Source organism: Streptomyces sp. WAC00040, from assembly GCF_056835925.1.
Map to the genome: position 1 here is coordinate 78,000 of NZ_JAKQZE010000004.1, position 22,399 is coordinate 100,398.

Below are 22,399 nucleotides of genomic sequence, written 5' to 3' on the forward strand. Positions count from 1 at the left end.
GCCTCCTCTAGCGGCGCGCGATGGTGACGCGGAAGTTGTTGAAGAACTTGTCCTCGAGCGTGTACGCGAAGATGTCGAGGTAGCGCTCGAAGCGGGCCACGACCTCCTCGCCCTCCAGGGCGACGGCCTCGTCCCGGCGCGCGGCCAGGAGCTTCAGCCAGGCGCGGCAGGCGACGGCGAACGACTCGCGCTCGTTGACGATCTCGACCACGTCGAACAGGCCTTCCGCGGCCTGGGTGAGCTCGTGGAGGTGCGGGATGTGGCAGTTCTCGAACTCGGAGCGCTGGAGGAACTTCAGGTCGTCCAGCAGCTGCCGGTTCATCGGCAGCGCCTCCGCGGTCATGGTGTGCAGGACGAACCTGCCGCCCGGCTTGAGGGCCGCGCCGACCTTGTTGAAGAACACCCGGTACTTCTTGGTCCGCTCGCGAGGCGGGAGCGTGGAGGACACGAAGTGCTCCAGCGCGTTGATGCAGAACGCCGCGTCGTAGGGGTCGTCGGTCGTGTGGTCCTCCCACGACTCGACCCGGGTGGTGATGCGGGGGTTGTCCAGGCCGGCGATGAACGCCTCCTGGGTGCGGCTGAGCGTCAGGCCGACGGCCTGCTCGACGCCGTGGACGGTGGTGAGCCGGTTGAGCATGGTGCCCCAGCCGCAGCCCACGTCCAGCACCCGCCGGCTGCCGGCGGCGCCGGCGAGCTCGACGAACCGGTCGAGCTTGCGCTCCTGGGCCTCGTCGAGGGCCTCGGTAAGGCCCTCGCCCTCCTCCCAGTAGCCGCCCGAGTACATCATCGTCGGCCCCAGCAGGAGGCGGTAGAAGTCGTTGCTCACCTCGTAGTGGTGCCTGATCGCGTCGACCTCGGGGACCGACCTGTCAGCGACCGTCGTCATCTCTTCCTCAACTCCTGTCGGGGTGCGCGGCTGTCGGGGTCGAGGAAAGCGAAGTGCTCGCAACAGATGTGCAAGACGACGCCGGGCCGGCGGTGTTGCGCCCCGCTTGCGCGGCTGCCGGTTCGATTCCTAGGCGTAACACCCCAAGCCTTGCGAGAGAGGACCGAACCCCATGTCGCTGCCCACCGTCGAAGAACTGGCGAGCCAGCTCGAGGCCGTCTCCGGCGCCCAGAAGGTCGACCCGGACCAGCCGCTCCAGCACATCGCCGACGTCGACTCGCTGGACCTGATGGAGTGGTTGTACGGGTTCCAGAACCAGTACCCGCACATCCCGGCCGACGAGTCGCTGTTCGCCGACATCGACGACACCACGACGCTGCGCGTCGTCCACGACCGGATCGTCCAGCTCGTGCCCGCCCAGGCCTGATCAGGGGAGAGTCCTGTGAACGGCTTCGACATCACCGGGTGGGGCATGGCCGTACCCGAACGCGTGGTCTCCAGCACGGAGCTCGCGCAGCGCTTCGGCGTCGACGAGAACTGGATCGTCAGCCGGTGCGGGATCCACGAACGCCGGGCCGTCGGGCCCGGCCAGACGACCGCCTCCCTTGCTGTCGAGGCCGGCCGGCGCGCACTGGACAAGGCGGGGCTGAGCGGCGGCGACATCGCCCATCTGATCGTCGCCACCGCCACCCCCGAACAGCCTTCGCCGGCCACGTCCGCGTTCGTCCACCACGAACTGGGCATCGCCGGCAGCGCGCACGACGTCAACTCCGAGTGCGCGGGCTTCGTCTACGGCCTCGTCCAGGCCATGGCACTCATCAAGATCGACCCGCGGCCGATCCTGCTGATCGGCTCCGACACCCACACCCTCACCGCCAACCCCGCCGACCGGGACCTGTCGATCCTCGTCGGTGACGGCGCGGGCGCGGTGGTGCTCCGGCCGGCCCCGTCGGACCCGGTGCTGGGCTGGAACCTGGGCGCCGACGGCAGCTGCGCCGGCAGCCTCAAGGTCCTGGCCGGCGGCAGCCGGATGCCGACCACGGAGGAGACCGTCCGCCAAGGGCTGCACTACGCACAGATCAACGGCAACGAGATCTACCTCAACGCCGTGCGCTACACCGTGCGCACGGTGCGGGAGACGCTGACCAGCGCCAAGGTCGAGGCGGCCGACGTCCGCCACGTCATCCCGCACCAGGCGAACATCCGGATCATCAACTCGATCCTCAGCCACACGGGCCTGCGGCCCGAGGCCCTGGTCACGAATCTGCACAAGTACGGAAACACCGCGTCCGCGTCGATCCCGATCGCCCTGACCGAGGCACTCGACGAAGGCCGCATCAACGACGGCGACCTGGTCCTGCTGGCCGGCTTCGGCGCGGGCATGACCTGGGGATCGGTCCTGCTGGAATGGGTCGGAGGACAGAAATGAACAACGCACTCTCGCGGCGCAAGGTACTGGGCGGCATCGCCGCAACGGTCGTCGGCTGGAGCGTCGCCAACCAGACGTGGGCGACGGCCGCCGAAGTCGACGGCGGCCAGTACATCGACGTCAGACAAGTGCCCGCCCTGGACGGGACGCTGACCACGTCGGCGACCGACCTGGACGGATTCCGTCAGGACTTCGGGCGGCTGAAGCCGTCCGCGCCGTGGGCGGTCCTGCGTCCTGGTTCCGACCAGGACATCGTCAAGATGGTCAACTACGCCCGGAACAACAAGCTGAAGATCGCCGTCAACGGGCAGGGCGGCACCGGCGACGACATGGAGTCCCACTCCGTGTACGGCCAGGCGGCGGTGCCGCAGGGCGGCATATCCATCGACGCCCGCGCCATGTCGAAGATCCTCAGCATCAACGCGACCAACGCGGTCGTCGAGGCCGGTGTCACCTGGGGGCAGCTGACGGACGCCGCGCTGCAGGTGGGCAAGACACCGCCGGCGCTGCCCGACTACCTGCACCTGTCCATCGGCGGCACCGTCTCCATCGGCGGCATCGGCGGCACGGTGCAGAAGTTCGGCCTGCTGGCCGACACCGTCCACTCCATGGACGTCGTCACCGGCACCGGTGAGCTCGTCACCGTCTCCGCCTCGGCGCGGCCCGACCTGTTCCACTCGATCCTGTCCGGCGGCGGCCAGACCGCGATCATCCTGCGCGCCAAGGTGAAGCTCGCCCCCGCACCCCAGCGGTCGGTCGTCTTCAGCCTCTTCTACGACGACCTGGCGACCTACCTCGCCGACGGCGAGAAGGTCATGGCGGAGAACCGGTTCCACGTCCAGGCCGGCGAGATGCTGCGCCGCCCCGACGACACCGGCTGGCGCTACAAGATGGAGGTCGCCGCGAACTACTCCGGCACCGCCGTCCCCGACCGGGCGGCCCTGCTGGCCGGACTGCGCGACAACCGGGCCCAGGCCGTCATCGAGGACGTCGCCTACCGGGACTACATGTTCCGGCTCGACGGCTACGAGGTCTACCTGAAGGAGACCGGCCACTGGTTCCAGCCCAAGCCGTGGCTGAGCCTGTTCCTGCCGGCGTCCAAGACCAAGGCGTTCATGGAGCTGGTGGAGCAGGAGCTGACCGCCTCCGACCTGGGCGGCGGGTTCCTGCTGTTCTACCCGTACTACACCCGCAAGATCACCCGGCCGCTGGCGGTGCAGCCGAACGAGTCCGTCGGCTACCTCTTCGACCTGCTGCGGTTCCCCAACCCGGGCGACCCGAACATCTCGCAGATGCTCGAGCAGAACCGCCGCCTGTACGACAAGGCCGTGGCGATGGGTGCCAAGCGGTACCTGGTCGGTGCGATCCCCCGGATGACCACCGCCGACTGGAGGACTCACTTCGGCTACCGCTGGGAGGAGTTCTACAAGGCCAAGCGGCGTTACGACCCGGCGAACATCCTCACCCCCGGTCAGGGCTTCTTCGGCTGACGTGTCCGGCCGCGGGCCCCGTCCCCGGGGCCCTTCGCGGGGCCCGCACCCTGACCCGTACACCAACAGGAGAAGGACATGACGAGTTACGACCTGATCGACGAGGCGGTCATCGACGCTCCGCCGGACGTCGTCTGGGACGCGCTGCTCGCCGAGTTCCGCGGCGGCGCGCAGTGGTGGGTGCCGGCCAACACCTTCGTCGCCGCGTCCGGTTCACCGGACGAGGTGGGCGGCGAGGTCAAGGTGACGGTCCACACCAAGGGCGTCGACAAGGGCGGTCCGAAGCTGCGGTTCACCTCACGCACGACGGCTGTCGAGATGGGCAGGCGACTGTCGGTCGAGTACGTCGAGGGGGTGTTCCGCGGGCCGAGCGACTTCCTGCTCGAACCGCTGGACGGCGGGCGCCGCACACGGCTCGGCATGCACTTCCGGGGCCGTCCGCACGGCTGGCTGAAGGTGCTCGCCAAGGTCGCAGACATCGGCGCGGAGCACTCCAAGGCCACCAGCGCCGCGTTCGCGGCCCTGGGCGGCGTGCTGGCCAGGGAGAAGGAGGGGGCGCGATGACGACGACGACGGCGCCGCCCGCCACGGAGAGCGCACTCGTCACCGACGACGGCGCCCGCCTGGCGGTGAGCGTCCTCGCCCCGCTGGGCGCGCCGTCGGGCCGCACGGTCGTCCTCGCGCACGGCTGGGCCGCGGCCCGGCGGGTGTGGGGTACGGTCGCGGACCGGCTGATCCGCGACGGGCACCGGGTCGTGCTGTACGACCTGCGGGGTCACGGCGCTTCCACGTCCGGCCGGGAGCCGTTCTCGGTGCCCCGGCTGGGGGCGGACCTGGGCGCGGTCCTGGATCATGTCGGGGCGCCCGGCGACACGATCGTCGTGGGGCACTCGGGCGGCGGGTTCGCGGCGATGGCGTACGCCGTCTCGCCGGCGGCCCGGCTGGGCGGTCTGGTGCTGCTGGGCACCGCCGCGCACGACCAGGACACGCCCGACAGCGAAGTGAAGATGATGGGCAGCCCTCTGTTCTCGTGGGCGGTGCGGCGGCCGGCGCTGGGCCGTCTGCTGCTGGGGCAGAACATGCTGGGCAAGCGGGCCGACGCCTGTGCCCGGGAGGTCAACCGGCAGATGTTCGCGGCCGCGTCGCCGCGGGTGCGGTCCGAGGCGTTCGCCTCTTCCCGGGGGATGGACCTGCGCGGGCAGCTGGCCGCGCTCACCGTCCCGGCGGTGGTCCTGGCGGGCGGCGGCGACAAGGTCATCGCCCCGGCGCTCGGGCGGGCGGTGGCAAAGGCGCTGCCGGGCGCCCGCTTCGAGGAGATCGAGGGCGCCGGCCACATGCTGCCGCTGGAGGCCCCCGAGGCGATCGTGCGGGCGGTCGGGGAGGTGGCCGGCCGGGTGGGATGACGGCCGGCTCCCCCGCACGCGGGCGCCGGGCCGCCGGATCTTCCGGTCGGCCCGGCGCCGCTTCATGTTCGGAGGCGGAGGTCTGCCCTCCAAGGACTTGCATCCATGCCACTTGCATGGATGCAAGTCTTCAGCCTGAGCTGGGTGCGGTGCATCGACAACTGGCGCGGCCGTCTCTTCCTTGACCTCACGGACGGCTGCGCCTGGTAGCGATTCGGTGGGTCCTGAACCCGACCGGCGGCGCACCGGCGGCCGGAGCTCCGCGTCGGCCGGCGTCGGTGCGAGGCCTTGAGCGGCCTCGGCCCTCACCGGTGCGGCCGGGCCGGTTCAGCCGGTGCCCAGGACGACGGTCTGGGCGGGGGTGCCGGCAGGCATCGGCTGGTCGGCGGTGCGGCTGGTGCGGTATTCCTGGGGGCTCATGCCGCGGACCCGTTTGAACGCGGCGCTCAGCGCGAACGCGCTGCTGTAGCCGACGCGGCGGGCGACGGTGGCCACCGTGGCGTCAGGTTCGCGCAGCAGGTCGGCGGCGAGGGTGAGGCGCCAGGTCGCCAGGTAGGACATGGGCGGCTCCCCCACCACGGCGGTGAAGCGGCGGGCCAGGCCGGCGCGGGAGACGCCGACCTTGCGGGCGAGGGTCTCCACCGTCCAGGCCTGGCCCGGGTTGTCGTGGAGCAGGCGCAGCGCGGGGCCGACGGTGGGGTCCGACTGGGCCCGGTACCAGGCGGGTGCGCCGGCGCCGGGTTCGGCGAGCCAGGTGCGCAGCACGCTGACGAACAGCAGGTCCAGCAGGCGGTCCAGGACGAGTTCCTGGCCGGGTTCGTCGCGGCTTATCTCTTCGGCGAGCAGGGCGACGAGTGCGTTGTCCTCGGCCCCGGCGGGCCGTACGAGCAGGGCGGGCAGGGCGTTCAGCAGCCGGCGGCCGATCTCGCTGGGGGCCTGGTAGGTGCCGCTGAGCATCACGGAGGAGCCCTGGCCGAGTGTGTCGCCCCAGGTGCGCACGCCGAGGGCCATGGTGTCGGTGACGTCCTCGCCTTCCGTGGTGTTGCAGCGCTGTTCGGGGCCGACGACGATCTGCACGCCGGTGTCCTGCTCGTCGGCGATGGTGTACGGGTCGGGGCCGCGCAGTACGGCGACGTCGCCGGGGCGCAGCAGGGCGGGGGTGGAGCGGTCGGGCAGGACCCAGGCGTCGCCGCGGACCATGGTGACCAGGGAGATGGGGGCGCGGTCCTCGACGCGCAGGGCCCACGGCGGGCTGAACACCGACTTGATGAGGAACGCGCCGCGGGCCTTGGGGCCTTCGAGCAGGCCGGTGAGAGCATCCATTGGTGTTCAACCCATCGGCTGGGGCGAGGCGTGGGAGGCCTCGGGGGACGGAAAGGGTCGCGCCCGCCCTGCCGTGCGGGGGACGTCCGGCAGGACGGGCGCAGTTGTGGGGACGCGGCGCCGGTTCAGTGGCGCAGCGTCGACAGGGCACGGCCGAGGCAGAGCAGGGCGGCGGTGCAGGCGAGGGTCCGGGCGGCGTTGGAGGGTGCCCAGGTCTTCTTGAACGTGTCGCGCAGGGCGGCGAGTTCGCCGGCGGCCTGGGGCAGGCCGGCTGCGGCGAGGCGCTTGTTGAGGGGGACGTTGATCCGCATGGTGAGGATCACGGCGGCGGTGTAGAGGGCGAGCGCGGTCCAGGTCCAGCGGGCGGCGGTGCGCTGCCCGATGCGGGTCAGGCGGGCGCCGGCGATTCCGGTGGCGAGGAAGGCGCCGAAGAAGACGAGCCCGAACAGCCCGTTCTCGATGGCCTCGTTGATGTTCTGCATGGCGGCGACGTAGGTGTGGTCGTCGCCGCGGTCGAGGCCGGGCAGGACGGAGACGTCGAAGGAGAAGTACAGGCCGGCGCTCAGGCCCATGGCGATGGTGGCGGCGTGGAGCGCGGGCTGGGCGGCCGTGGGCATCGGGCTTCCTTCCGGCGGGCGGTTCGCGGGGGCCCCGGGCGGGGCGGGGGTGGTCCGGGCCGGGGCGGTCCGGACCGTGGCTCAGCGGGGGTCGAGGACGGCGCCGAGGCCGCGTTCGTAGCGGCGGCGCAGGACGGTGCGGCCGAGCAGCCGTACGGGGGGCGGCATGGTGGCGGCGACGAGGTCGACGGACCGCCGGTCGGCGCCGTCGAACATCCACGGCGGCAGGTAGGTCAGGACGCCGGGCGGTGCGGTGCGCACGAGGCGCTGTTCGAGGGTGAGGTAGTCGCGGGCGGGGAGCTGGGCGAAGATCGGGAAGACGGTCTTCTCCTCGTCCGCGAGGTGGTGGGTGAGGACCTGGCGGAAGTGTTCGGCCGCGGCGGGCAGGGCGGCCGGGCCGCCTGTGGCGGTGAGGGCGGCGGTGACCTGGTCCATGGCCCGGTCGAGTTCGGTGTGGTCGCCGGCGATCTCGTCGGCCTGCGGCCGGAACTGCGGGTGGCGCCGCAGCAGTTCGGGCCACAGGAAGTCGTCCTCGCTGCGGTGGTGCCAGTCGATGACGTCGCGCAGGCGCTGCCACCACTGGCCGGCGGGGCCGGCGCCGCGGGCGGTGAGGCGGGGGGCCGCGGTGGTCAGGCGGTGGGCGTCGCGGCGCATGGCGACGTGCATCAGGGCGAAGCCGTGGAAGTGGCCGGGCAGGGTGTCGAGGCGTTCGCTCGACATGGGGGTGCTCATGGCCGCCTCCTCGGGGGTGGCTGTCGGTTCGGGCTGGTCCGGTGCCGCGGCCGCGGGTGCGTCCGTCGGTCCGCGGTCGCGGCACCGGGGCTGGGGCTCCGGGTCAGACGTTCCAGACGCCGGAGGCGGCGGCCTGCTTGGCGTATTCGGCGAAGTCCTTCGGCTTGCGGCCGAGGGCCTCCTCGACGCCGTGCACGAGGTGGGCGTTGCGGCCGTCGAGGACGTTCTCGAACAGCTCGGCGAAGTCGGCCGGCAGGCCGTGCTCCACCAGGGCGGCCCGGTACTCGTCCTTGGTGATGGGGATGTACTGGATCTGGCGGCCGGTGGCCTTGGTGAGCTCGTCGGCGACGTCGCGGAAGCTCAGCAGGCGCGGCCCGGACAGTTCGTAGGTCTTGCCGATGTGCTTGGGGTCGGTAAGGGCTGCGACGACGACGTCGGCGATGTCGTCGGCGTCGACGAACGCCTCGACGGCGTCACCGGTCGGCAGGGCGATCTCGCCGGCCAGGACGGGCTCGAGGAAGAAGCTCTCATCGAAGTTCTGGTTGAAGAAGCTGGAGCGCACGATCGTCCAGTCGGCGCCGGACTCCTTGAGCTTGTTCTCGCCGATCACGGCGCCCTCCTCACCGCGGCCGGAGAGCAGCACCAGGCGGGTGGCGCCCTTGGAGACGGCGAGCTTGGAGAAGGCGGCGATGTGCTCGTCGGCGCCAGGGAAGGCGAGGTCAGGGTAGTAGGTGACGTAGACGGCGCCGACGCCCTCGAGGGCGGCCTCCCAGGTGGAGGAGTCCTCCCACACGAAGGGCGGCTCGCCGGAGCGTGATCCGACGCGCACCGGGAGGCCCTGTGCGGTGAGCCGCTCGGCGACCCTGCGGCCCGTCTTGCCGGTGCCGCCGATCACCAGCGTCGTCTTCGTTCCGGTCGTCTGCGTGTTCTGTGTGTTCGTCATGGTGATGAGTCAACTCCAGTGCGGTGAGACGAGCCATAGTCCAAGCGCTCAGCTCCATAAGCGTGCGTCTCAGGAGGAGCGAAGGCCGGATGGGTGCTGGTGCGGTGCCCGGGTCAGGGTAGGCAGCGCGGTGCCGGGGCGGCCATGGGCCCGGTCCGGTTCTCGAGCGGGTCGCGAGCGCGTCTCCAGGCGCCGGGCCGGAGGGGCTCGGGCGCGGATCGTGGCGGGCCGGCAACGGCCCCTCGTAGAGCGGTACTTGAGTGGTTCTCCAGGGTCCTTGGCGAATCTCGTCCCATTCACCGGTGGGGCGAAGGGATACGCGATATGAACGTCACCGACGGGCCGCTGCGGCGTGAACTCGCCGTCTGGCGTTCCTTGGGCGGTGAAGCGCCTTTTCCTTACGACAGCACCATCGACCATCTGCGTGCAGTGGGAAAGCACTTTCTCGGACGGGAACTCCTGGAGCTTCTCGCGGCGTGCCGTTCACTGAATCGGGAGCGGAATCCGGCGGCTTTTCCGGATGCCTTTCTGGACCGGTTCCTCGATGTGCTGCTGGACAAGTTCGACGGCCGTTACGACTATCCCAGCTATACGGCCCTGCCCCTGCTGTCGCACGGCTGGGACGAGGCGGCGAAGGACGTGCCGGAGGGCGGGCGGGCGCTGCGTGACCGGCGGGACCGTACGGTTCTGCTGCTGCTCGCCGATCTGATCGGCTTCGAGTCGCTGGTCCTGGACGGCCGTCCCGCCGACCCGCGGGGCATGCTTCCCTCGCCGGTGCTGCTGACCAAGCGGCTGCGGCTGGCGGTGAGGGTGATGGAGCCGGCCGCGCTGCGGGTGCTGGAGGGGGCGGTCGACCCGGTCGCGCTGGCGGCGACGCCCGGCCGTACCCCGGCCGGGGAGCTGGCGGACGCGGTGCTGGCGACGGCGACAAAGGCCGAGCGGCTGCTGCTGCGGGCCAGTGTGCAGCCGGTCCACGTGCTGCACGACGAGTACCTGTTCCTGCGTGTGCTGCAGAGTTTCGAGGCGACGTTCACGTTCATGTCGGCGACGCTGCGTACGGCGGTGTCGGTGCTGCGCGGCGAGCGGCCCGGGGACGCGGCCGCGCTGATCGCCGAGGTCGCCGACGTGCTGCGCGAGTCGCTGCCGCTGTTCTCGCTGCTGGCGACCATGCAACCGGCGTCGTTCCAGAGCTTCCGGCGGTTCACCGACGGGGCGAGCGCGATCCAGTCCGAGGGCTACAAGCGGTTCGAGAGCTACTGCTCCACCCCGGCGCGAGCGCGGCTGGACTCGGCCGCGTTCACCTCGGTACCGGGCGTGCGCGGTGAGGTGCTGGCCGGGCGGGAGAGCGTCCAGGGCACGTGGGAGGACGTGATCTCGAGTGGCTGGCTCGCGGAGCCGGACGCCGCCGCGGTGCGGGCGGCCGCCCGGCATCTGGAGGCGGTGCACCAGCGGTGGAAGCAGACGCACTTCCGGCTGGCGGTGCGGATGATCGGCACCCGCACCGGCACCGGGTCCACCGAGGGTGTGCCGTATCTGGAATCGGTGATCGCCAACCGTCTCTTCCCCGCCATGGAGCAGCAGCCGGCAGGCGGCTGATGCCCGATCCCGACCGAAGGACTGCGAAGCCGATGAGCAAGCGTGCCATGACCGGACGCCCGGGTGCCGCCCGTCGCGCACTGAACCCGGAGGCGGCCGACCACCTGCTCGTCTACGAGTACGACCGCGGCAGCAACTACGAGCAGGACACCCGGCTCACGCAGGCGTTGTCGGCCCTGCTGCCGGAGAGCGAACTGGTCCACCCCGACCAGCGGCTGTTCCAGTCGGTGCATCTGATCACCGAGTACGCGTGGGCGGCGATGCATTTCGAGATGGGGCGGGCCCTCGCGCTGCTCGACGACGGCGACGCGCTGCTGGCCGCACAGGTGCTGGAGCGGGCCGCCTCCCTGGGCCGGATCCCGGTGCAGGCACTGGCCGTGCTGACCGATTTTCTACCGCAGACCGCGCTGCTGACGATGCGTGAGACGTTCCCGGAGAACACCACCGGCCTGGACTCCCCCGGCGCGCGGAACCTGCGCCGGGCGGCGCAGCCGCTGTGGCAGGCGTTCGTGCGGGCGCTGGAGCGGGCCGCTCTTCCCATGGAGGAGCTGATCCGCGTGCAGGGCCGCACGGCCCGGCCGGCCGAGGCGGAACGGGACGCGGTCGCACTCGCCCTGGTGCGTCAGGCCCTGATGCGTCTGGACGGCGCGGTCGGGGACTGGAAACAGCTGCATCTGCGGATGGTGTGGGGCCAGTTGGGGGGCCATCCCGAGGCGGCGGCGCACCGCGCCCCGGGGAATCCGTCGTGCCCGCACACGCCGCAGGATGCGGGCGCCCGCCGGGGCGAGGGCGCGGACGGGCTCCCGACGAGCCTGCGCGGGCAGTCCACGCAGAGCCTGATGACGATGTCCGAGCGGACGCTGTTCCCGCAGTTGTGGGACTCCGTGGACGCCGTCTACCGGCAGTTCGTACCCGCCGCCCCGGCCGCCCCCGCCGACGAGACGTCCTGAGAACGAAGGAGCCCGCGCAGCCATGACATCGATGCCTGAGACACCGTCCACGCCGCACGAGCCGGCCGCGCCGGTGGTGCTGGTGCGCACCGCCTGGGCCGAGGGCCTGGGGCACGACGAGTTCGACGACGACGACAACTTCTTCGCGGTCGGCGGGCACTCCATGTGCGCTGTGCGGATCGTGCGGGCGCTGAAGGACCGGCTGGGGCATCCGCTGACGGTGCGCCAGTTCCTGGCTCACCCGACCGTGAACGGGCTGGCCGCCCACCTGGCGGGCGCCGGCGCCGCGGGCGGCGAAGCGAAGACGGGCCCGGCCGCTGCGGGGGCCGGGGCGTGAGCGCGGCCTCCTCCGCGCAGTTGGAGATCTGGCTCGCCGACCGGTGCGAGCCGGAGTCCGGCCGCTACAACATCCCGCTGTGCCTGGAGTTCACCCCCCGTCCGGACGAGCAGGCGCTGCGCGCCGCCCTCGCCGATGTGCTGGAGCGCCATCCGGCGCCGGCGGGGCGTTTCGAGACGGCGCAGGGCACGCTGTTGCGTGTGGCGCAGCCGGGCGCGGTGGTGCCGCTGCGGATCGTGGAGCGGCCCGGGCGCTACGACCGCGAGACGGCTCTCGAGGATGCCGCCGACGCCGCGGCGCGGCCGCTGGACCCGGGGACGGCGCCGCTGCTGCGGGCGGAGGTGCTGCGGTACGACGACGGTGCGCTGGTGACGTTGACGGTGCATCACATCGTGGCGGACGGGCGGTCGGTCGAGGTGCTGGCCGAGGACCTGGTCACCGCCTACCGGGCGAGGGCCGCGGGCCGGGACCCCGGGTTCGCGCCGGTGCCCGTGCCCGATCCGCTTCCGGTGGCCGCGGCACCGGATCCGTACTGGACGCGGCTGCTGGAGGGCGAGCCGGCGCTGCTGGCGCCGCTGCCGGACCTGGTGCGCCGCGAGGACGGCCTGCGCGGGCAGGCGGGGTTCTGCGAGCGGGAGCTGCCGCTCGAGCGGCTGGCGCAGGTGCGGGCCCTTGCCGCCGCGGGGGGTTTCAGTCCGGCCGTGGCGCTGCTGTCGGTGTGGAGTCTGCTGCTGCACGCCTGGTCGGGCGAGGAGGACGGGCTGCTGGGCATGCCGTTCGCCGGCCGTGACGAGGACACGCAGGACGCGGTGGGCCTGTTCACCCGCGTCCTGCCGGTACGTTCCGTCTGCGAGCCGGAGCGGCCCTTCGCCGACCACGCGGCCGTCCTCGGCGATCAGGTCCTGGCCTCGATGGAGGCGCACGCCGAGGCGGGCGACCTGCCGCCCGGCACCGCGCCGGTCTTCTCCGCGGTCTTCCTGCACCAACCTCGGCGCTCCGCGTCCTGGCAGCTGCCCGACGCCGAGGTGCGCCTGCTGCACCCGCACAGTGCCGTGGCCAAGTACGACCTGGCGTTCGCTGCCGTGGAGGGCGACGACGGGCTGGTGCTGCGCATCGACTACGACCGGGCCCTCTACACGCCCGCCACCGCGCAGCTGATGGTCGAACAGGTCGACGCGCTGCTCCGGGCCGCCTCCTCACGGCCGGACGGCACCTGCCGCGACCTGCTGGCCTCGCTGGCCGCAACGCACGCCGACGCCGCGGCGGGGGCGGAGTCCGCGCCGCACGCCGACGCGCCGGGCAGCAGCGTGCCGGGGGCGGCACCGTGCTCCCCCCGCGTGGCGGGGAGCACGAGCGGAGCCGGGGCGGCCGGGAGCCTCGTCGGGGCCGGGAAGACGGCCGGGGCGAACAGCAGGGCAGGAGCCAGGAGCGGGGTATCGGCCGGGGCCGGGAACACGGCCGCCGCCGGGAGCACGGCGGAGCCCGCGGCGGCCGGTGTCGCGGAACTGGTCGTGGAGCAGGCGCGAAAGGCGCCGGACGCCGTCGCCGTCCTGCACAACGGGCGGCGCCTGAGCTACGGCGAGCTGGTGCGGGACGCCGCGCGGATGGCGCACTGGCTGCGGATCCAAGGGGTGCGCACCGACGACATCGTGGCGCTGGTGCTGCGGCCGGGCACGGACACCGTGACGGTGATGCTCGCCGTCGCCCTGGCCGGGGCCGCGTACCTGCCGCTGGATCCGGCGTATCCCGACGCCCAGCTGGAGATGGTGGTCGCCGACGCGCGGCCGCGGCTGCTGATCGCCGAGGAGGGCGAGCAGGGGCGGCTGCGGGGGCTGCCCGTGCACACGCCGCAGGCCGTGCGGGCGGCATCGGCCGCGCTGCCGGTGTCCGCGCCGCTCACCTCGGCAGGCCCCGACACGGCGTTCAACGTGCTGTACACCTCCGGGTCCACCGGCCGCCCCAAGGGCGTGGTGCTGCACCACGGGGGCGTGCTGCGGATGATGCACCGGCCCGAGTTCGTGCCGCTGGGCCCGGGCGACACCGTCTCGCATCTGTCCCCGCTCAACTTCGACGGCGCCACGTACGAGATCTGGGGCGCCCTCACCCACGGTGCGCGGCTGGCGGTACTCGACAAGGAACTGGTCCTCAGTCCCCGCGAACTGCGGGCAGCGCTGCGCGAGTCGGACGTGACCACGCTGCTGGTCACCACCCCGCTGCTGAACCGGCTGATCGAGGACGCCCCGGATCTGCTGCAGTCGCTGCACCGCGTCTACTTCGGCGGCGAGATCGTCTCCGTGCCGCACATCCGCAAGGCGCTGCGCTGGGCGCGGCCCGGCACCCTGCTGCACAGCTACGGACCGACGGAGAACTCCTTCACCTCCTCCTGGCACGCGATCGAGGAGGTGCCCGAGGGGGCGCGGACCGTGCCGATCGGGCGTGCGGTGCCCGGCACCCGCCTCCATGTGGTCTGGGAGGGCACGCTGGTGCCCGCCCCCGCCTATGTGCCGGGCGAACTGGTCCTGGGCGGCGCCGGGGTGGCCCGCGGCTACCTGGGGGACCCGCGGCGGACGGCCGAACGGTTCGTGCCCGACCCGTTCGGCGGTGAGCCGGGCGCGCGTCTGTACCGCACGGGTGACCGGGTGCGCTGGACGGCCGAGGGGCAGCTGGAGTTCATCGGCCGTGCCGACAACCAGGTCAAGATCCGCAGTCAGCGGGTCGAGCTGGGCGAGGTGGAGGCGGCGCTGCGGGCACATGCCGAGGTGCGCGGCGCGTTCGTCACCGGCCGCGTCAACGGGCGGGGCGAGAAGGAGATCGTCGGATACGCGGTGCTCGGCCGGCGGGCCGCGCTGGATGCCGTGCGGGCCCATCTGCGGACCGTGCTGCCACCGTTCGCGGTGCCCGCGCATCTGCTGGCGGTCGACGAGCTGCCGCTGACCGCGAACGGCAAGATCGACCGCAAGCGGCTGCCGGTGCCGCCGGAGGCGGCGGCGCCCGCCGCGGCGCACCGGGCTCCGCAGCCGGCCGTGCGGACCGGCACGGCCGCCGACCGGCCCGGCGGGGCCGGCGTGAGGGCCCGGGCGGACGGCGGGGCGGCAGACGCGGTGATGCGGGCCTGGCGGCAGGTGCTGCCCGCCGCCGACATCGGCCCGGACACCAACTTCTTCGACGCGGGCGGCCATTCGTTGCTGCTGGTCCGCCTCCAGGACGCGCTGCGCGAGGCCACCGGCACCGGGCCGTCCATCGCCGACCTGATGCGGCACACCACCGTGCGGGCACAGGCCCGGCTGCTCGGCGGCGACGCGGCCGCCGGACCGGACACGGCGACGGACACGGCGACGGCCGCGCTGCGGGGCGCCGGTCGCGCCGCGGCACGCGGCAGCGGTGACGGTGACGCGATCGCCGTGATCGGCATGGGCGCCCGGTTCGCCGGCGCCCCCGACCTGGCCGCGTACTGGGACAACCTCGTCGCGGGCCGTGACTGCTTCCGTCAGGGGCCGGGGCCGCTGGTCACCGAGCACCCCGACGGCACCCGCCGCATCGCACGCTGGGGCATGCTCGCCGACGGCACCGGCTACGACGCGGGCCTGCTCGGCTTCACCCCCGAAGACGTCGAGGGCGGCGACCCCCAGCAGGGCGTGCTGCACGAGGTGCTGTGGGCGGCCGTCGAGGACGCGTCGCTGCGGCTGTCCGACATCTCCCGCCGCACCAGCCTGTACGCGGGCTGTCCCAAGGTGGTGCGCACCGACGGCGAGGCGCGGGTGGACGACGTCGTGAGTCTCGACCCGACGTTCGTCGCCTCCCGCTTCGCCTATCTGCACGACCTGTGGGGCGAGGCGCTGCTGCTGGACACCGCCTGCTCCACCGGCCTGTACGCGGTGCACCTGGCCTGCCGTGCGCTGCTTCGCGGCGAGAGCGACTACGCGCTGGCGGGAGCGGTGTCCCTGGACGGCGCGTTCGACGGCGCCTACACCTACCGGCCCGGGTTCCTGTACGCCGACGACGGGGTGTGCCGGCCCTTCGACCGGCGGGCCTCGGGCACGGTCGGCGGGTTCGGCGCGGGTGCGCTGCTGCTGCGCCGGCTGAGCGACGCCGAACGGGACGGCGACCCGGTGCACGCCGTGATCCGCGGCAGCGCCGTCAACAACGACGGGCGGGCGCGGGTCGGTTACTCGGCGCCCGGCGTCGAGGGCCAGGCGCGGGTGATCCGTGCCGCGCTCGCCGCGGCGGGCATCGGCCCGGACGCCGTCGGGTACGTGGAGGCGCACGGCACCGGCACCCGACTCGGCGACGCCATCGAGGCCACCGCACTGGGCGAGGCGCTCGGCACGGCGGGCCCCGAGGTCGCGGTCGGCTCGGTGAAGGCGTCCATCGGCCACTGCAACACGGCCGCGGGCATCGCCGGCCTGATCAAGGCGGTGCTCGCCGTGAACCACGGGGTGCTGCCCGCCACCCCGAACGTGGGCGAGCCGATCGACGAGCTGGCCGGGCCGGGCGGCCGGTTCACTCTGCTGGCCGAGGGCCGGGCGTGGGACGTGCCCGCCGGCCGGCCGCGGACGGCGGGCGTCAGCTCCTTCGGCGTCGGCGGTACCAACGCCCATGTGGTCGTCCAGGAACACGTCAGGGAAAGGGTGTGAGGTCGGCGATGACGACGACGTTCTTGACGGGGCCGGACGCGCCGCGGGTCCTGGCCGTCTCCGCGCGGGACACGGAGACGGCCGCGGCCGCGTGCCTTCGGCTCGCGCAGCGGCTGGAGCAGGACCCGTCGCCGGCGGTGGACGACGTGGCGGCCACGCTCACGCACGGGCGGGAGCGGTTTCCCGTACGGCATGCGGTGATTGGCACGGACCTCGCCGAACTGGCTGCCGCGCTGCGGGAGTCGGCCGGCCGGCCGCGCCCGGCGGGGCCGGTTCCGGCGCTGGTCCTGGACCTCGGGGACGGTTCGGCGCTGCGCGGCGGCCCGGAACTGGCGCAGGTCGCGCAGGCGTCGGCCGTGGCGGGCGATCTGTCCCTGCCCGCCGGTGCGGACCGCCTCGCGGCCTGCACGGCGGCGGCCCTGCACGGCATTGGAGCGTGGCTGTCGGCGCACGGGCTGCGCCCGGACACGGTCCTCGGCCGGGGCGCGGGCGCCGCGGCCGCGGCGGCCCTGCGCGGCGAGCTGCCGCCGACGGACGCGCTGCGGGCGGCGGCGACGGGCGCGCGGGTGCCGGCGGCGGGGGCGCTGCCGGACGGCGCGGTGGTGCTCCGTGTGGGTGTTCCCGCCGTCGACCGGGCCCCGGCCCGCCGCACGGGCGCCGGTAGCGGGGGGTTTCGGGACGCGGACGGTGCGGTCTTCGCACTGGACCCGGCCGATCCCGCCTCGTACGCGCGGGTGTTCGCCGGACTGTGGGAGCACGGCTTCGACATGGACTGCACGCTGGGGCGGGCGGGGCGGCGGGTGCGGCTGCCCGGTTATCCGTTCCGGCGCGCGCGCTCCGCGGCCGGCATCGCACCGCCGGCCGGGCTGCGGGCCCTGACCCCGCACGAGCAGCGGTGGCTCTTCCACGACCTGGTGCGCTCGGGCAGCGCCGCCGAGCACGCGCTGTGCGCGACGGCCGTCCTGCCGCGGCCCGAGCCCGCCGTTCGGGAGGCGCAGGCCGCGCTCGGCGCGCTGCTGGACGCCCGCCCCGCGCTGCGCACCGTCTTCACCCGGCACGGCGGGCGCTGGTACGCCCGTGCCTCGGCCCGGCCCGTGCCGGTGACGGTGCTCGCCCCGGACGACGGCGCCGACCCGGTCGAACGGGTGCGGGCCGCCGTGGCCGGACAGACCTTCGCCGCGGCCGACGTGCCTCTTGTGCGTCTGGCCCTCGCCCCGGCGGGCGAGGGCTGGGCGGTGGCCTTCGCCGCCTATGCCCCCGTCGCCGGGGCCTCGTCCGCGGACGAGCTCCTCGCCCACTGGGCCGAACTGGCCGGCGCCGCCGCGCTGCCGGCCGCCGCGCCAGCCTGAACCTCCCCGTCCACCCTCGTCCGCACACCGGAAGGACCCGCCATGACCGCCGCCCTGGACCATGCCGCAGCACCCGCAGCGCCGGCCGCCGTACCCGCCGACTGGGCAGGTGCCGCGCCGGCCCCGATAGGCGTCGATGCGGCCTTCAACGGCTACGTCGCCGCCACCGTCGTCCACGCCCTTGACCGGCTCGGCATCTGGGACCGGCTGGAACGCGACCCGCTGCTCGACCTGCGTGCCCTTGCCGCGGAGACGGGACCGGCCGTGCGCGAGCGGGTGCTGCGCGAAGTGGTGCGGGCCGCCGCCGGCTGCGGCTGGCTGCGGCTTCAGGACGACGGCGGCACGGCGCTGCTGACCACCGCCGGCCAGGAGATGATCCGCATGCGCGGCTACTTCACCTGGGGGGTCGGCGGTTACGCCGAGGTGTTCGCCCAGGCGCACCGGATCGTGTCCGGGGAGGCGGAGTTCGGCACCGATGTGCTGCGCGACGAGGCGATGGTGGCGCTCGGCTCCGGCCAGAACGACCGCTCCTTCATGGCGGGCACCCTCGACGAGGTCCTGGCCGACGTCGACTTCTCCACCCTCGCCGACCTCGGCAGCGGGATCTCCGCCCGGGTCAGCCGCGTCGTCGGCAACCGTCCCGGCACCCGCGGTCTGGGCCTGGACATCAGCGGCCCGGCCACCGAACTCGGCCACCGCACGATCGCGGAGGCCGGGCTGAGCGGCCGGGTCGAGGCGATCAGGACCGACGTGCTCGACGTGTGCCACCGGGCCGCGCACCACGACAAGCTCGCCGAGGTCGACACGGTGATGAGTTTCTTCCTGCTGCACGACCTGCTGGCCGACCCGGCGACCCGCCCGCACACCTTCACGCGGCTGCGCGAGGCGTTCCCGGCGGCCCGCACCTTCGTGTTCGCCGACACGATGCTGCGCCCGGACGCGGAAGACGCGCGGACACTGCCGGTGTTCTCGCTCGGCTACGAACTGGCCCACGCGCTCATGGGTGTGCCGCTGCACACCAAGGAGACGTACGAGGAGCTGTTCGCCGCGGCCGGCCTGGTGCCGCGCCGCACGGTGCCGTTCGGCACCCCCCACTCGTGGCTCTATGTGCTGGAGGCACGGTGACCAGTCCCCTCGCCCTGCTGCGGGAGTTCTCGCCGCGCACGCGTGTCGTCCTCGCGGTCAACGCCGTCAACTCCTTCGGCGGCGGCCTCGTCCTGCCCTTCCTGTGGATCTATCTGAGCGATGTGCACGGGCTGCCCGCCTGGGTGCCCGCCGTGACCCTGGCCGTCCAGGCGGCGACCGCGGTCGCCGGCGGGCTGCTGTGGGGGGCGCTGCTCGACCGGTTCCCGCCACGCACCACGGTGCCGCTGGTGATGGCCGTGGCGGGAGCGGGCACCGCTTTGTACGCGCAGGCGGACGGGGCGCCTTCGGCGCTGGTCGCGGCGCTGGTGTACGGCTTCGGGATCAGCGGCGTGGGCACGGTGCTGCGGTTCCTGTACGCGGGGGCCGCCTCCGCACGGGAGCGCGGTCTCGCCTACAGCGCCGACTACGCGGTGTTCAACGCGATGACCGGGCTGGGTGTCCTGGCCGGCGGTGTGGTGGCGTCGATGGACGCGGGGTCGCGGGCGGCCCGGTTCGCCGCGCTGTACCTGGCGGACGGGGCGACGTTCCTGCTCGCGGGGGCGGTGCTGTTCTGGCTGCTGCCGAAGGTGGTCCAGGCGGGCGAGGACAAGGGCGCGCAGGGGGGCCGGCGGCCGGCGGGCTACCGCGAGGTGCTGAGGCACCGTCATATCGCGGCGCTGCTGGGCGCTCTGGTGGTCTGCTCGCTCGTCTCGTACGGGCAGTTCCGCTCGGGTCTGCCGGGCTATCTGACGCAGGGCGGTGCGCTGGGCCCCGAGGGCATCTCCGGCGCGTTCGCGGTCAACATCGTGGTCGCGGTCGGGGCGCAGTTCCTGCTGGCCGAGCGGATCCAGAAGATCCGCCGCTCCACGGTCCTCGCCGTCTCCGGCGCGGTGTGGGCGGCGGCCTGGGCCCTGGTGGCGGTCGCCGGGTTCACGCACGGCTCGGCGGCGCTGACGCTCGCCCTGGCGGGTGTGGTGCTGTTGTCGGTGGGCGAGGCGCTGGTCTTCCCGGTGGTGACGTCGCTGCTGAACGATCTGGCGGCCGAGCAGGTGCGGGGCAGGGTCAACGCGCTGCTGTCGGTGGCGATCTCGACCGGTTCGGTGGCCGGCCCGGCGCTCGCCGGCGCCACGCTGCCGTGGGCGGACGGCATCGCGTTGATGGCGGTCCTGCTGGGTGGCTGCGTCGGGGTCGTCGCGGTGGCGGTGCGGCTGCGTACGGGGTTGAGCGCGCAGGCGGACCTGCCGGCACCGGAACCCGAGGCCGAGCCGCAAGCACAGGCCGGGGTGGAGCCGCAGGCGGAGGCCGGGGTGGAGGAGCCGCTTCCGGCACCGCCGCAGCCGGTGCCGGCCGGCGCGGCGCGTCCCGCCGAGAGTGCCGTCTCACCCGTGTGACGGGCCCGGCCCGGCGTCCCCCTCATGCTTCCTTCCGTCCCGACGAGGTGCCAACGATGATGAACAACTGGCCGCTCACCGGTATCACGGTGCGCACAGGGCGCGTCGAGCTGCGCTGGCCGACGCCCGAGGATCTCGACGCGCTCGCGGACCGGGCCGTCGAGGGGGTGCACGCACCGGGTTTCATGCCGTTCTTCTCGCAGTGGACGGACGGCACGCCGGCCCAGGTGGCCCAGCGGGTGCTGCAGCGTCACTGGAAGGCGATGGCGTCCTGGACGCCCGAGGACTGGACGCTGTATCTGGTCGTCGTCGCCGACGGGCAGGTCGTGGGTTCGCAGAGCCTGGGCGGCCGGGACTTCGGCGTCACCCGTGAGGTGCTGCTGACCTCGTGGCTGGCGCTCGGCCGGCAGGGCGAGGGGCTCGGCGGGCATGCCAGGGCCGCGGCGCTGGAGCTGGCGTTCACGGGGCTGGGCGCCGAGCAGGCGTTCTCCGTCGTGCGGCGCGGCAACGACGCCTCGCAGGGTGTGTGCCGCAAGTTCGGCTTCGAACGGGACGGCAGCCAGATCAACGCGGTCCGCGGCGAGCAGGTGGTGAGCGACCGCTTCCGGCTGACCCGCCCCCGCTGGCAGGCGCACCGGCGTATCGGCGCCGAGGTGCACGGCGTGGCGGACGCGTTGCCGTTCTTCGGCGCGGGCGTCGCCCCGGACGCGGGGGCCGCGTCGTCCGGCCGGGCCGAGGGCGTGCCGTTGGCGAGCGTGCTGTCCGGGGTGCGCTTCGCGGAGGAGTCCGACCAGAGCGCCGCCTGAACCACCGCCCCCCTCTCCCCCGTCCCTCGAAGTGAAGGAGCCTCCTCATGGCTCAGCGACGCCCGCTCGTCGCCGTCGTCTACGACCGTGGCTCGGCCTCCCCCTTGCACATCGTGGAGGGTCTGGAGGTGCTGGGCGACGTGGTCCTGGTGCTGTGCCCGTCCCCGCACAGCGACGAGGTGGCGCCGCTGGCCGAGGAACTGGCGCCGGTGGTGCGGCTGGATCCGGCGGACCTGGACGCGACGGCCGCCCGGCTGCGGGAACTCGCCCCGGACGCGATCCTCACCTTCAGCGAGTCCCGGCTGCCGGAGACGGCCGCGCTGGCCGCGCGCCTGTCGCTGCCGTTCCACTCGCCGGCCACCGTGGAGCTGCTGCGCGACAAGTACGCGCAGCGCACAAGGCTGCGGGAGCGCGGCGTGGAGGGGGTGCGGTCCTTCCTGCTGCGGCAGGCCGGTGACTGGTCGGCGGCGCTGTCGGCCGTGGGCCTGCCGGCGGTCCTCAAGCCGGCGCGCGGGGAGGGCAGCCGCAGTACGCATCTGGTCACCGACGCCTCACGGGGGGCGGAGCTGGCCGCCCGTCTGCTGTCCGGCGGCGCGGGGGAGGCCGAGGGCGGGCCGGGTGAGAGTGCGCTGGTGCTGGAGGAGTATCTGCGCGGCCGGGACTGCGGGCCGTTCGGCGACCATATCTCGGTGGAGTCGGCGGTGACCGGCGGCCGCGTCTCGCACTGGGCGGTGACGGGGAAGTTCCCGCTGGCGCCGCCGTTCCGCGAGACCGGGCACCTGTGGCCGGCGCCGCTGGAGGCGGCGGATCGGGAGCAGGTGCTCGGTCTGGTGAGCGGCGCGCTGCGGGCGCTGGAGGTGACGACGGGTGTCACGCACACCGAGATCAAGCTGACGCCCGACGGGCCGAGGATCATCGAGGTCAACGGGCGTCTGGGCGGGTTCCAGGTGCAGTTGGCGCATCTGAGCGGCGGCTTCGACGCGGTGACGCTGGCCGGGCGGGTGGCGCTCGGTGAGGACGTGTCCGGGCTGCGGGCCCCGGACGGCCCGGTGGTGTTCACCCGGTCGGTGCCCTCCCCCGCCGGCGGCGGGACCTTTTTGGGGATGCGGGGGCTGCGCGAGGCGCTCGCCGTGGACGGGGTGGTGGGTGTGGTGGCCCGGCACGCTCCCGGCACGGTGCTGCCGGCCGGGGTGGACACCGGTGAACTGGCCTGGGTGGAGGGCCGGGTGGCCGACCACGGCGCGATGTTCGAGGCCGCGGAGCGTGCTCTTCAGGCGCTGTCGTTCACGTTCGCCGGTCCCGGCGGCGCACCGAAGACGGTGTCCGCGGCGCCCGCCGCCGGGCCGGTGCCGGCCCGGTGAGCGGCCGCGGCCCGCGTCGCTGCCCCT

The 22,399-nt window shown here is 73.6% G+C and carries 19 protein-coding genes; 14 read left to right on the plus strand and 5 right to left on the minus strand.

Going from position 1 to position 22,399, the window contains the following annotated elements:
• Nucleotides 1-7: 7 nt before the first annotated feature.
• Nucleotides 8-886 carry a class I SAM-dependent methyltransferase gene (locus MDN94_RS31045; protein WP_159682277.1) on the minus strand — a complete coding sequence of 293 codons (879 nt, stop codon included), beginning with the start codon at nucleotides 884-886 and terminating at the stop codon, nucleotides 8-10.
• Nucleotides 887-1,058: 172 nt separating this feature from the next.
• On the opposite strand from MDN94_RS31045, the gene MDN94_RS31050 reads away from it, so the two are divergent.
• From MDN94_RS31050 to MDN94_RS31070, 5 genes are all read left to right on the plus strand, one after another.
• Nucleotides 1,059-1,313 carry a hypothetical protein gene (locus MDN94_RS31050; protein ID WP_005321911.1) on the plus strand — a complete coding sequence of 85 codons (255 nt, stop codon included), beginning with the start codon at nucleotides 1,059-1,061 and terminating at the stop codon, nucleotides 1,311-1,313.
• Between the two features lie 15 nt (nucleotides 1,314-1,328).
• Entirely contained in the window at nucleotides 1,329-2,315 is a 987-nt protein-coding gene (locus MDN94_RS31055; RefSeq protein ID WP_005321909.1) for a 3-oxoacyl-ACP synthase III family protein, read from the plus strand.
• Nucleotides 2,312-3,805, plus strand: a complete 1,494-nt coding sequence (locus MDN94_RS31060; RefSeq protein ID WP_482729187.1) for an FAD-binding protein — start codon at nucleotides 2,312-2,314, stop codon at nucleotides 3,803-3,805. Before MDN94_RS31055 ends, MDN94_RS31060 begins: the two co-directional genes overlap by 4 nt.
• A 78-nt stretch (nucleotides 3,806-3,883) precedes the next feature.
• Nucleotides 3,884-4,369: an SRPBCC family protein gene (locus tag MDN94_RS31065; RefSeq protein WP_482729188.1), complete on the plus strand. Its 486-nt coding sequence runs from the start codon at nucleotides 3,884-3,886 to the stop codon at nucleotides 4,367-4,369.
• Nucleotides 4,366-5,208: an alpha/beta fold hydrolase gene (locus MDN94_RS31070; RefSeq protein WP_482729189.1), complete on the plus strand. Its 843-nt coding sequence runs from the start codon at nucleotides 4,366-4,368 to the stop codon at nucleotides 5,206-5,208. The genes MDN94_RS31065 and MDN94_RS31070 overlap by 4 nt, the downstream gene beginning before the upstream one ends.
• A gap of 327 nt (nucleotides 5,209-5,535) precedes the next feature.
• On the opposite strand, the gene MDN94_RS31075 is transcribed toward MDN94_RS31070, so the two are convergent.
• The 4 genes from MDN94_RS31075 to MDN94_RS31090 all read right to left on the minus strand — a co-directional run bounded on the left by MDN94_RS31075 (nucleotide 5,536) and on the right by MDN94_RS31090 (nucleotide 8,823).
• Nucleotides 5,536-6,531 (minus strand): AraC family transcriptional regulator, encoded by a 996-nt coding sequence (locus tag MDN94_RS31075; protein ID WP_482729190.1) that lies wholly within the window; start codon nucleotides 6,529-6,531, stop codon nucleotides 5,536-5,538.
• Nucleotides 6,532-6,656: 125 nt separating this feature from the next.
• Nucleotides 6,657-7,148: an anthrone oxygenase family protein gene (locus MDN94_RS31080; protein WP_482729191.1), complete on the minus strand. Its 492-nt coding sequence runs from the start codon at nucleotides 7,146-7,148 to the stop codon at nucleotides 6,657-6,659.
• 81 nt (nucleotides 7,149-7,229) lie between these two features.
• The gene (locus tag MDN94_RS31085; RefSeq protein WP_482729192.1) at nucleotides 7,230-7,880 is read right to left on the minus strand and encodes a hemerythrin domain-containing protein; all 651 of its coding nucleotides are present in this window, start codon (nucleotides 7,878-7,880) and stop codon (nucleotides 7,230-7,232) included.
• A 103-nt stretch (nucleotides 7,881-7,983) separates the two neighbouring features.
• The gene (locus MDN94_RS31090) at nucleotides 7,984-8,823 is read right to left on the minus strand and encodes an NmrA family NAD(P)-binding protein (RefSeq protein ID WP_482729193.1); all 840 of its coding nucleotides are present in this window, start codon (nucleotides 8,821-8,823) and stop codon (nucleotides 7,984-7,986) included.
• A 324-nt stretch (nucleotides 8,824-9,147) separates the two neighbouring features.
• Between MDN94_RS31090 and MDN94_RS31095 the strand changes: the two genes are divergently transcribed.
• From MDN94_RS31095 to MDN94_RS31135, 9 genes are read left to right on the plus strand one after another with little or no spacing between them, the layout of a single operon-like run.
• Nucleotides 9,148-10,419: a tryptophan 2,3-dioxygenase gene (locus tag MDN94_RS31095; protein WP_482729194.1), complete on the plus strand. Its 1,272-nt coding sequence runs from the start codon at nucleotides 9,148-9,150 to the stop codon at nucleotides 10,417-10,419.
• A gap of 32 nt (nucleotides 10,420-10,451) precedes the next feature.
• Nucleotides 10,452-11,369: a hypothetical protein gene (locus MDN94_RS31100; protein ID WP_482729195.1), complete on the plus strand. Its 918-nt coding sequence runs from the start codon at nucleotides 10,452-10,454 to the stop codon at nucleotides 11,367-11,369.
• A gap of 22 nt (nucleotides 11,370-11,391) precedes the next feature.
• Nucleotides 11,392-11,706, plus strand: coding sequence for an acyl carrier protein (locus tag MDN94_RS31105; protein ID WP_482729196.1), 315 nt, complete (start codon nucleotides 11,392-11,394; stop codon nucleotides 11,704-11,706).
• Nucleotides 11,703-16,340, plus strand: a complete 4,638-nt coding sequence (locus MDN94_RS31110; RefSeq protein WP_482729197.1) for a non-ribosomal peptide synthetase — start codon at nucleotides 11,703-11,705, stop codon at nucleotides 16,338-16,340. Before MDN94_RS31105 ends, MDN94_RS31110 begins: the two co-directional genes overlap by 4 nt.
• A gap of 8 nt (nucleotides 16,341-16,348) precedes the next feature.
• Nucleotides 16,349-17,689, plus strand: coding sequence for a CurL C-terminal domain-containing protein (locus MDN94_RS31115; protein ID WP_482729198.1), 1,341 nt, complete (start codon nucleotides 16,349-16,351; stop codon nucleotides 17,687-17,689).
• Nucleotides 17,690-17,731: 42 nt separating this feature from the next.
• Complete coding sequence (locus MDN94_RS31120; RefSeq protein WP_482729199.1) at nucleotides 17,732-18,814, plus strand: SAM-dependent methyltransferase; 1,083 nt, start codon at nucleotides 17,732-17,734, stop codon at nucleotides 18,812-18,814.
• Entirely contained in the window at nucleotides 18,811-20,205 is a 1,395-nt protein-coding gene (locus MDN94_RS31125; protein ID WP_482729200.1) for an MFS transporter, read from the plus strand. The genes MDN94_RS31120 and MDN94_RS31125 overlap by 4 nt, the downstream gene beginning before the upstream one ends.
• Before the next feature lie 56 nt (nucleotides 20,206-20,261).
• Nucleotides 20,262-21,011 carry a GNAT family N-acetyltransferase gene (locus MDN94_RS31130; protein ID WP_482729201.1) on the plus strand — a complete coding sequence of 250 codons (750 nt, stop codon included), beginning with the start codon at nucleotides 20,262-20,264 and terminating at the stop codon, nucleotides 21,009-21,011.
• A 47-nt stretch (nucleotides 21,012-21,058) separates the two neighbouring features.
• The gene (locus tag MDN94_RS31135; protein WP_482729202.1) at nucleotides 21,059-22,372 is read left to right on the plus strand and encodes an ATP-grasp domain-containing protein; all 1,314 of its coding nucleotides are present in this window, start codon (nucleotides 21,059-21,061) and stop codon (nucleotides 22,370-22,372) included.
• Nucleotides 22,373-22,399: the final 27 nt, after the last annotated feature.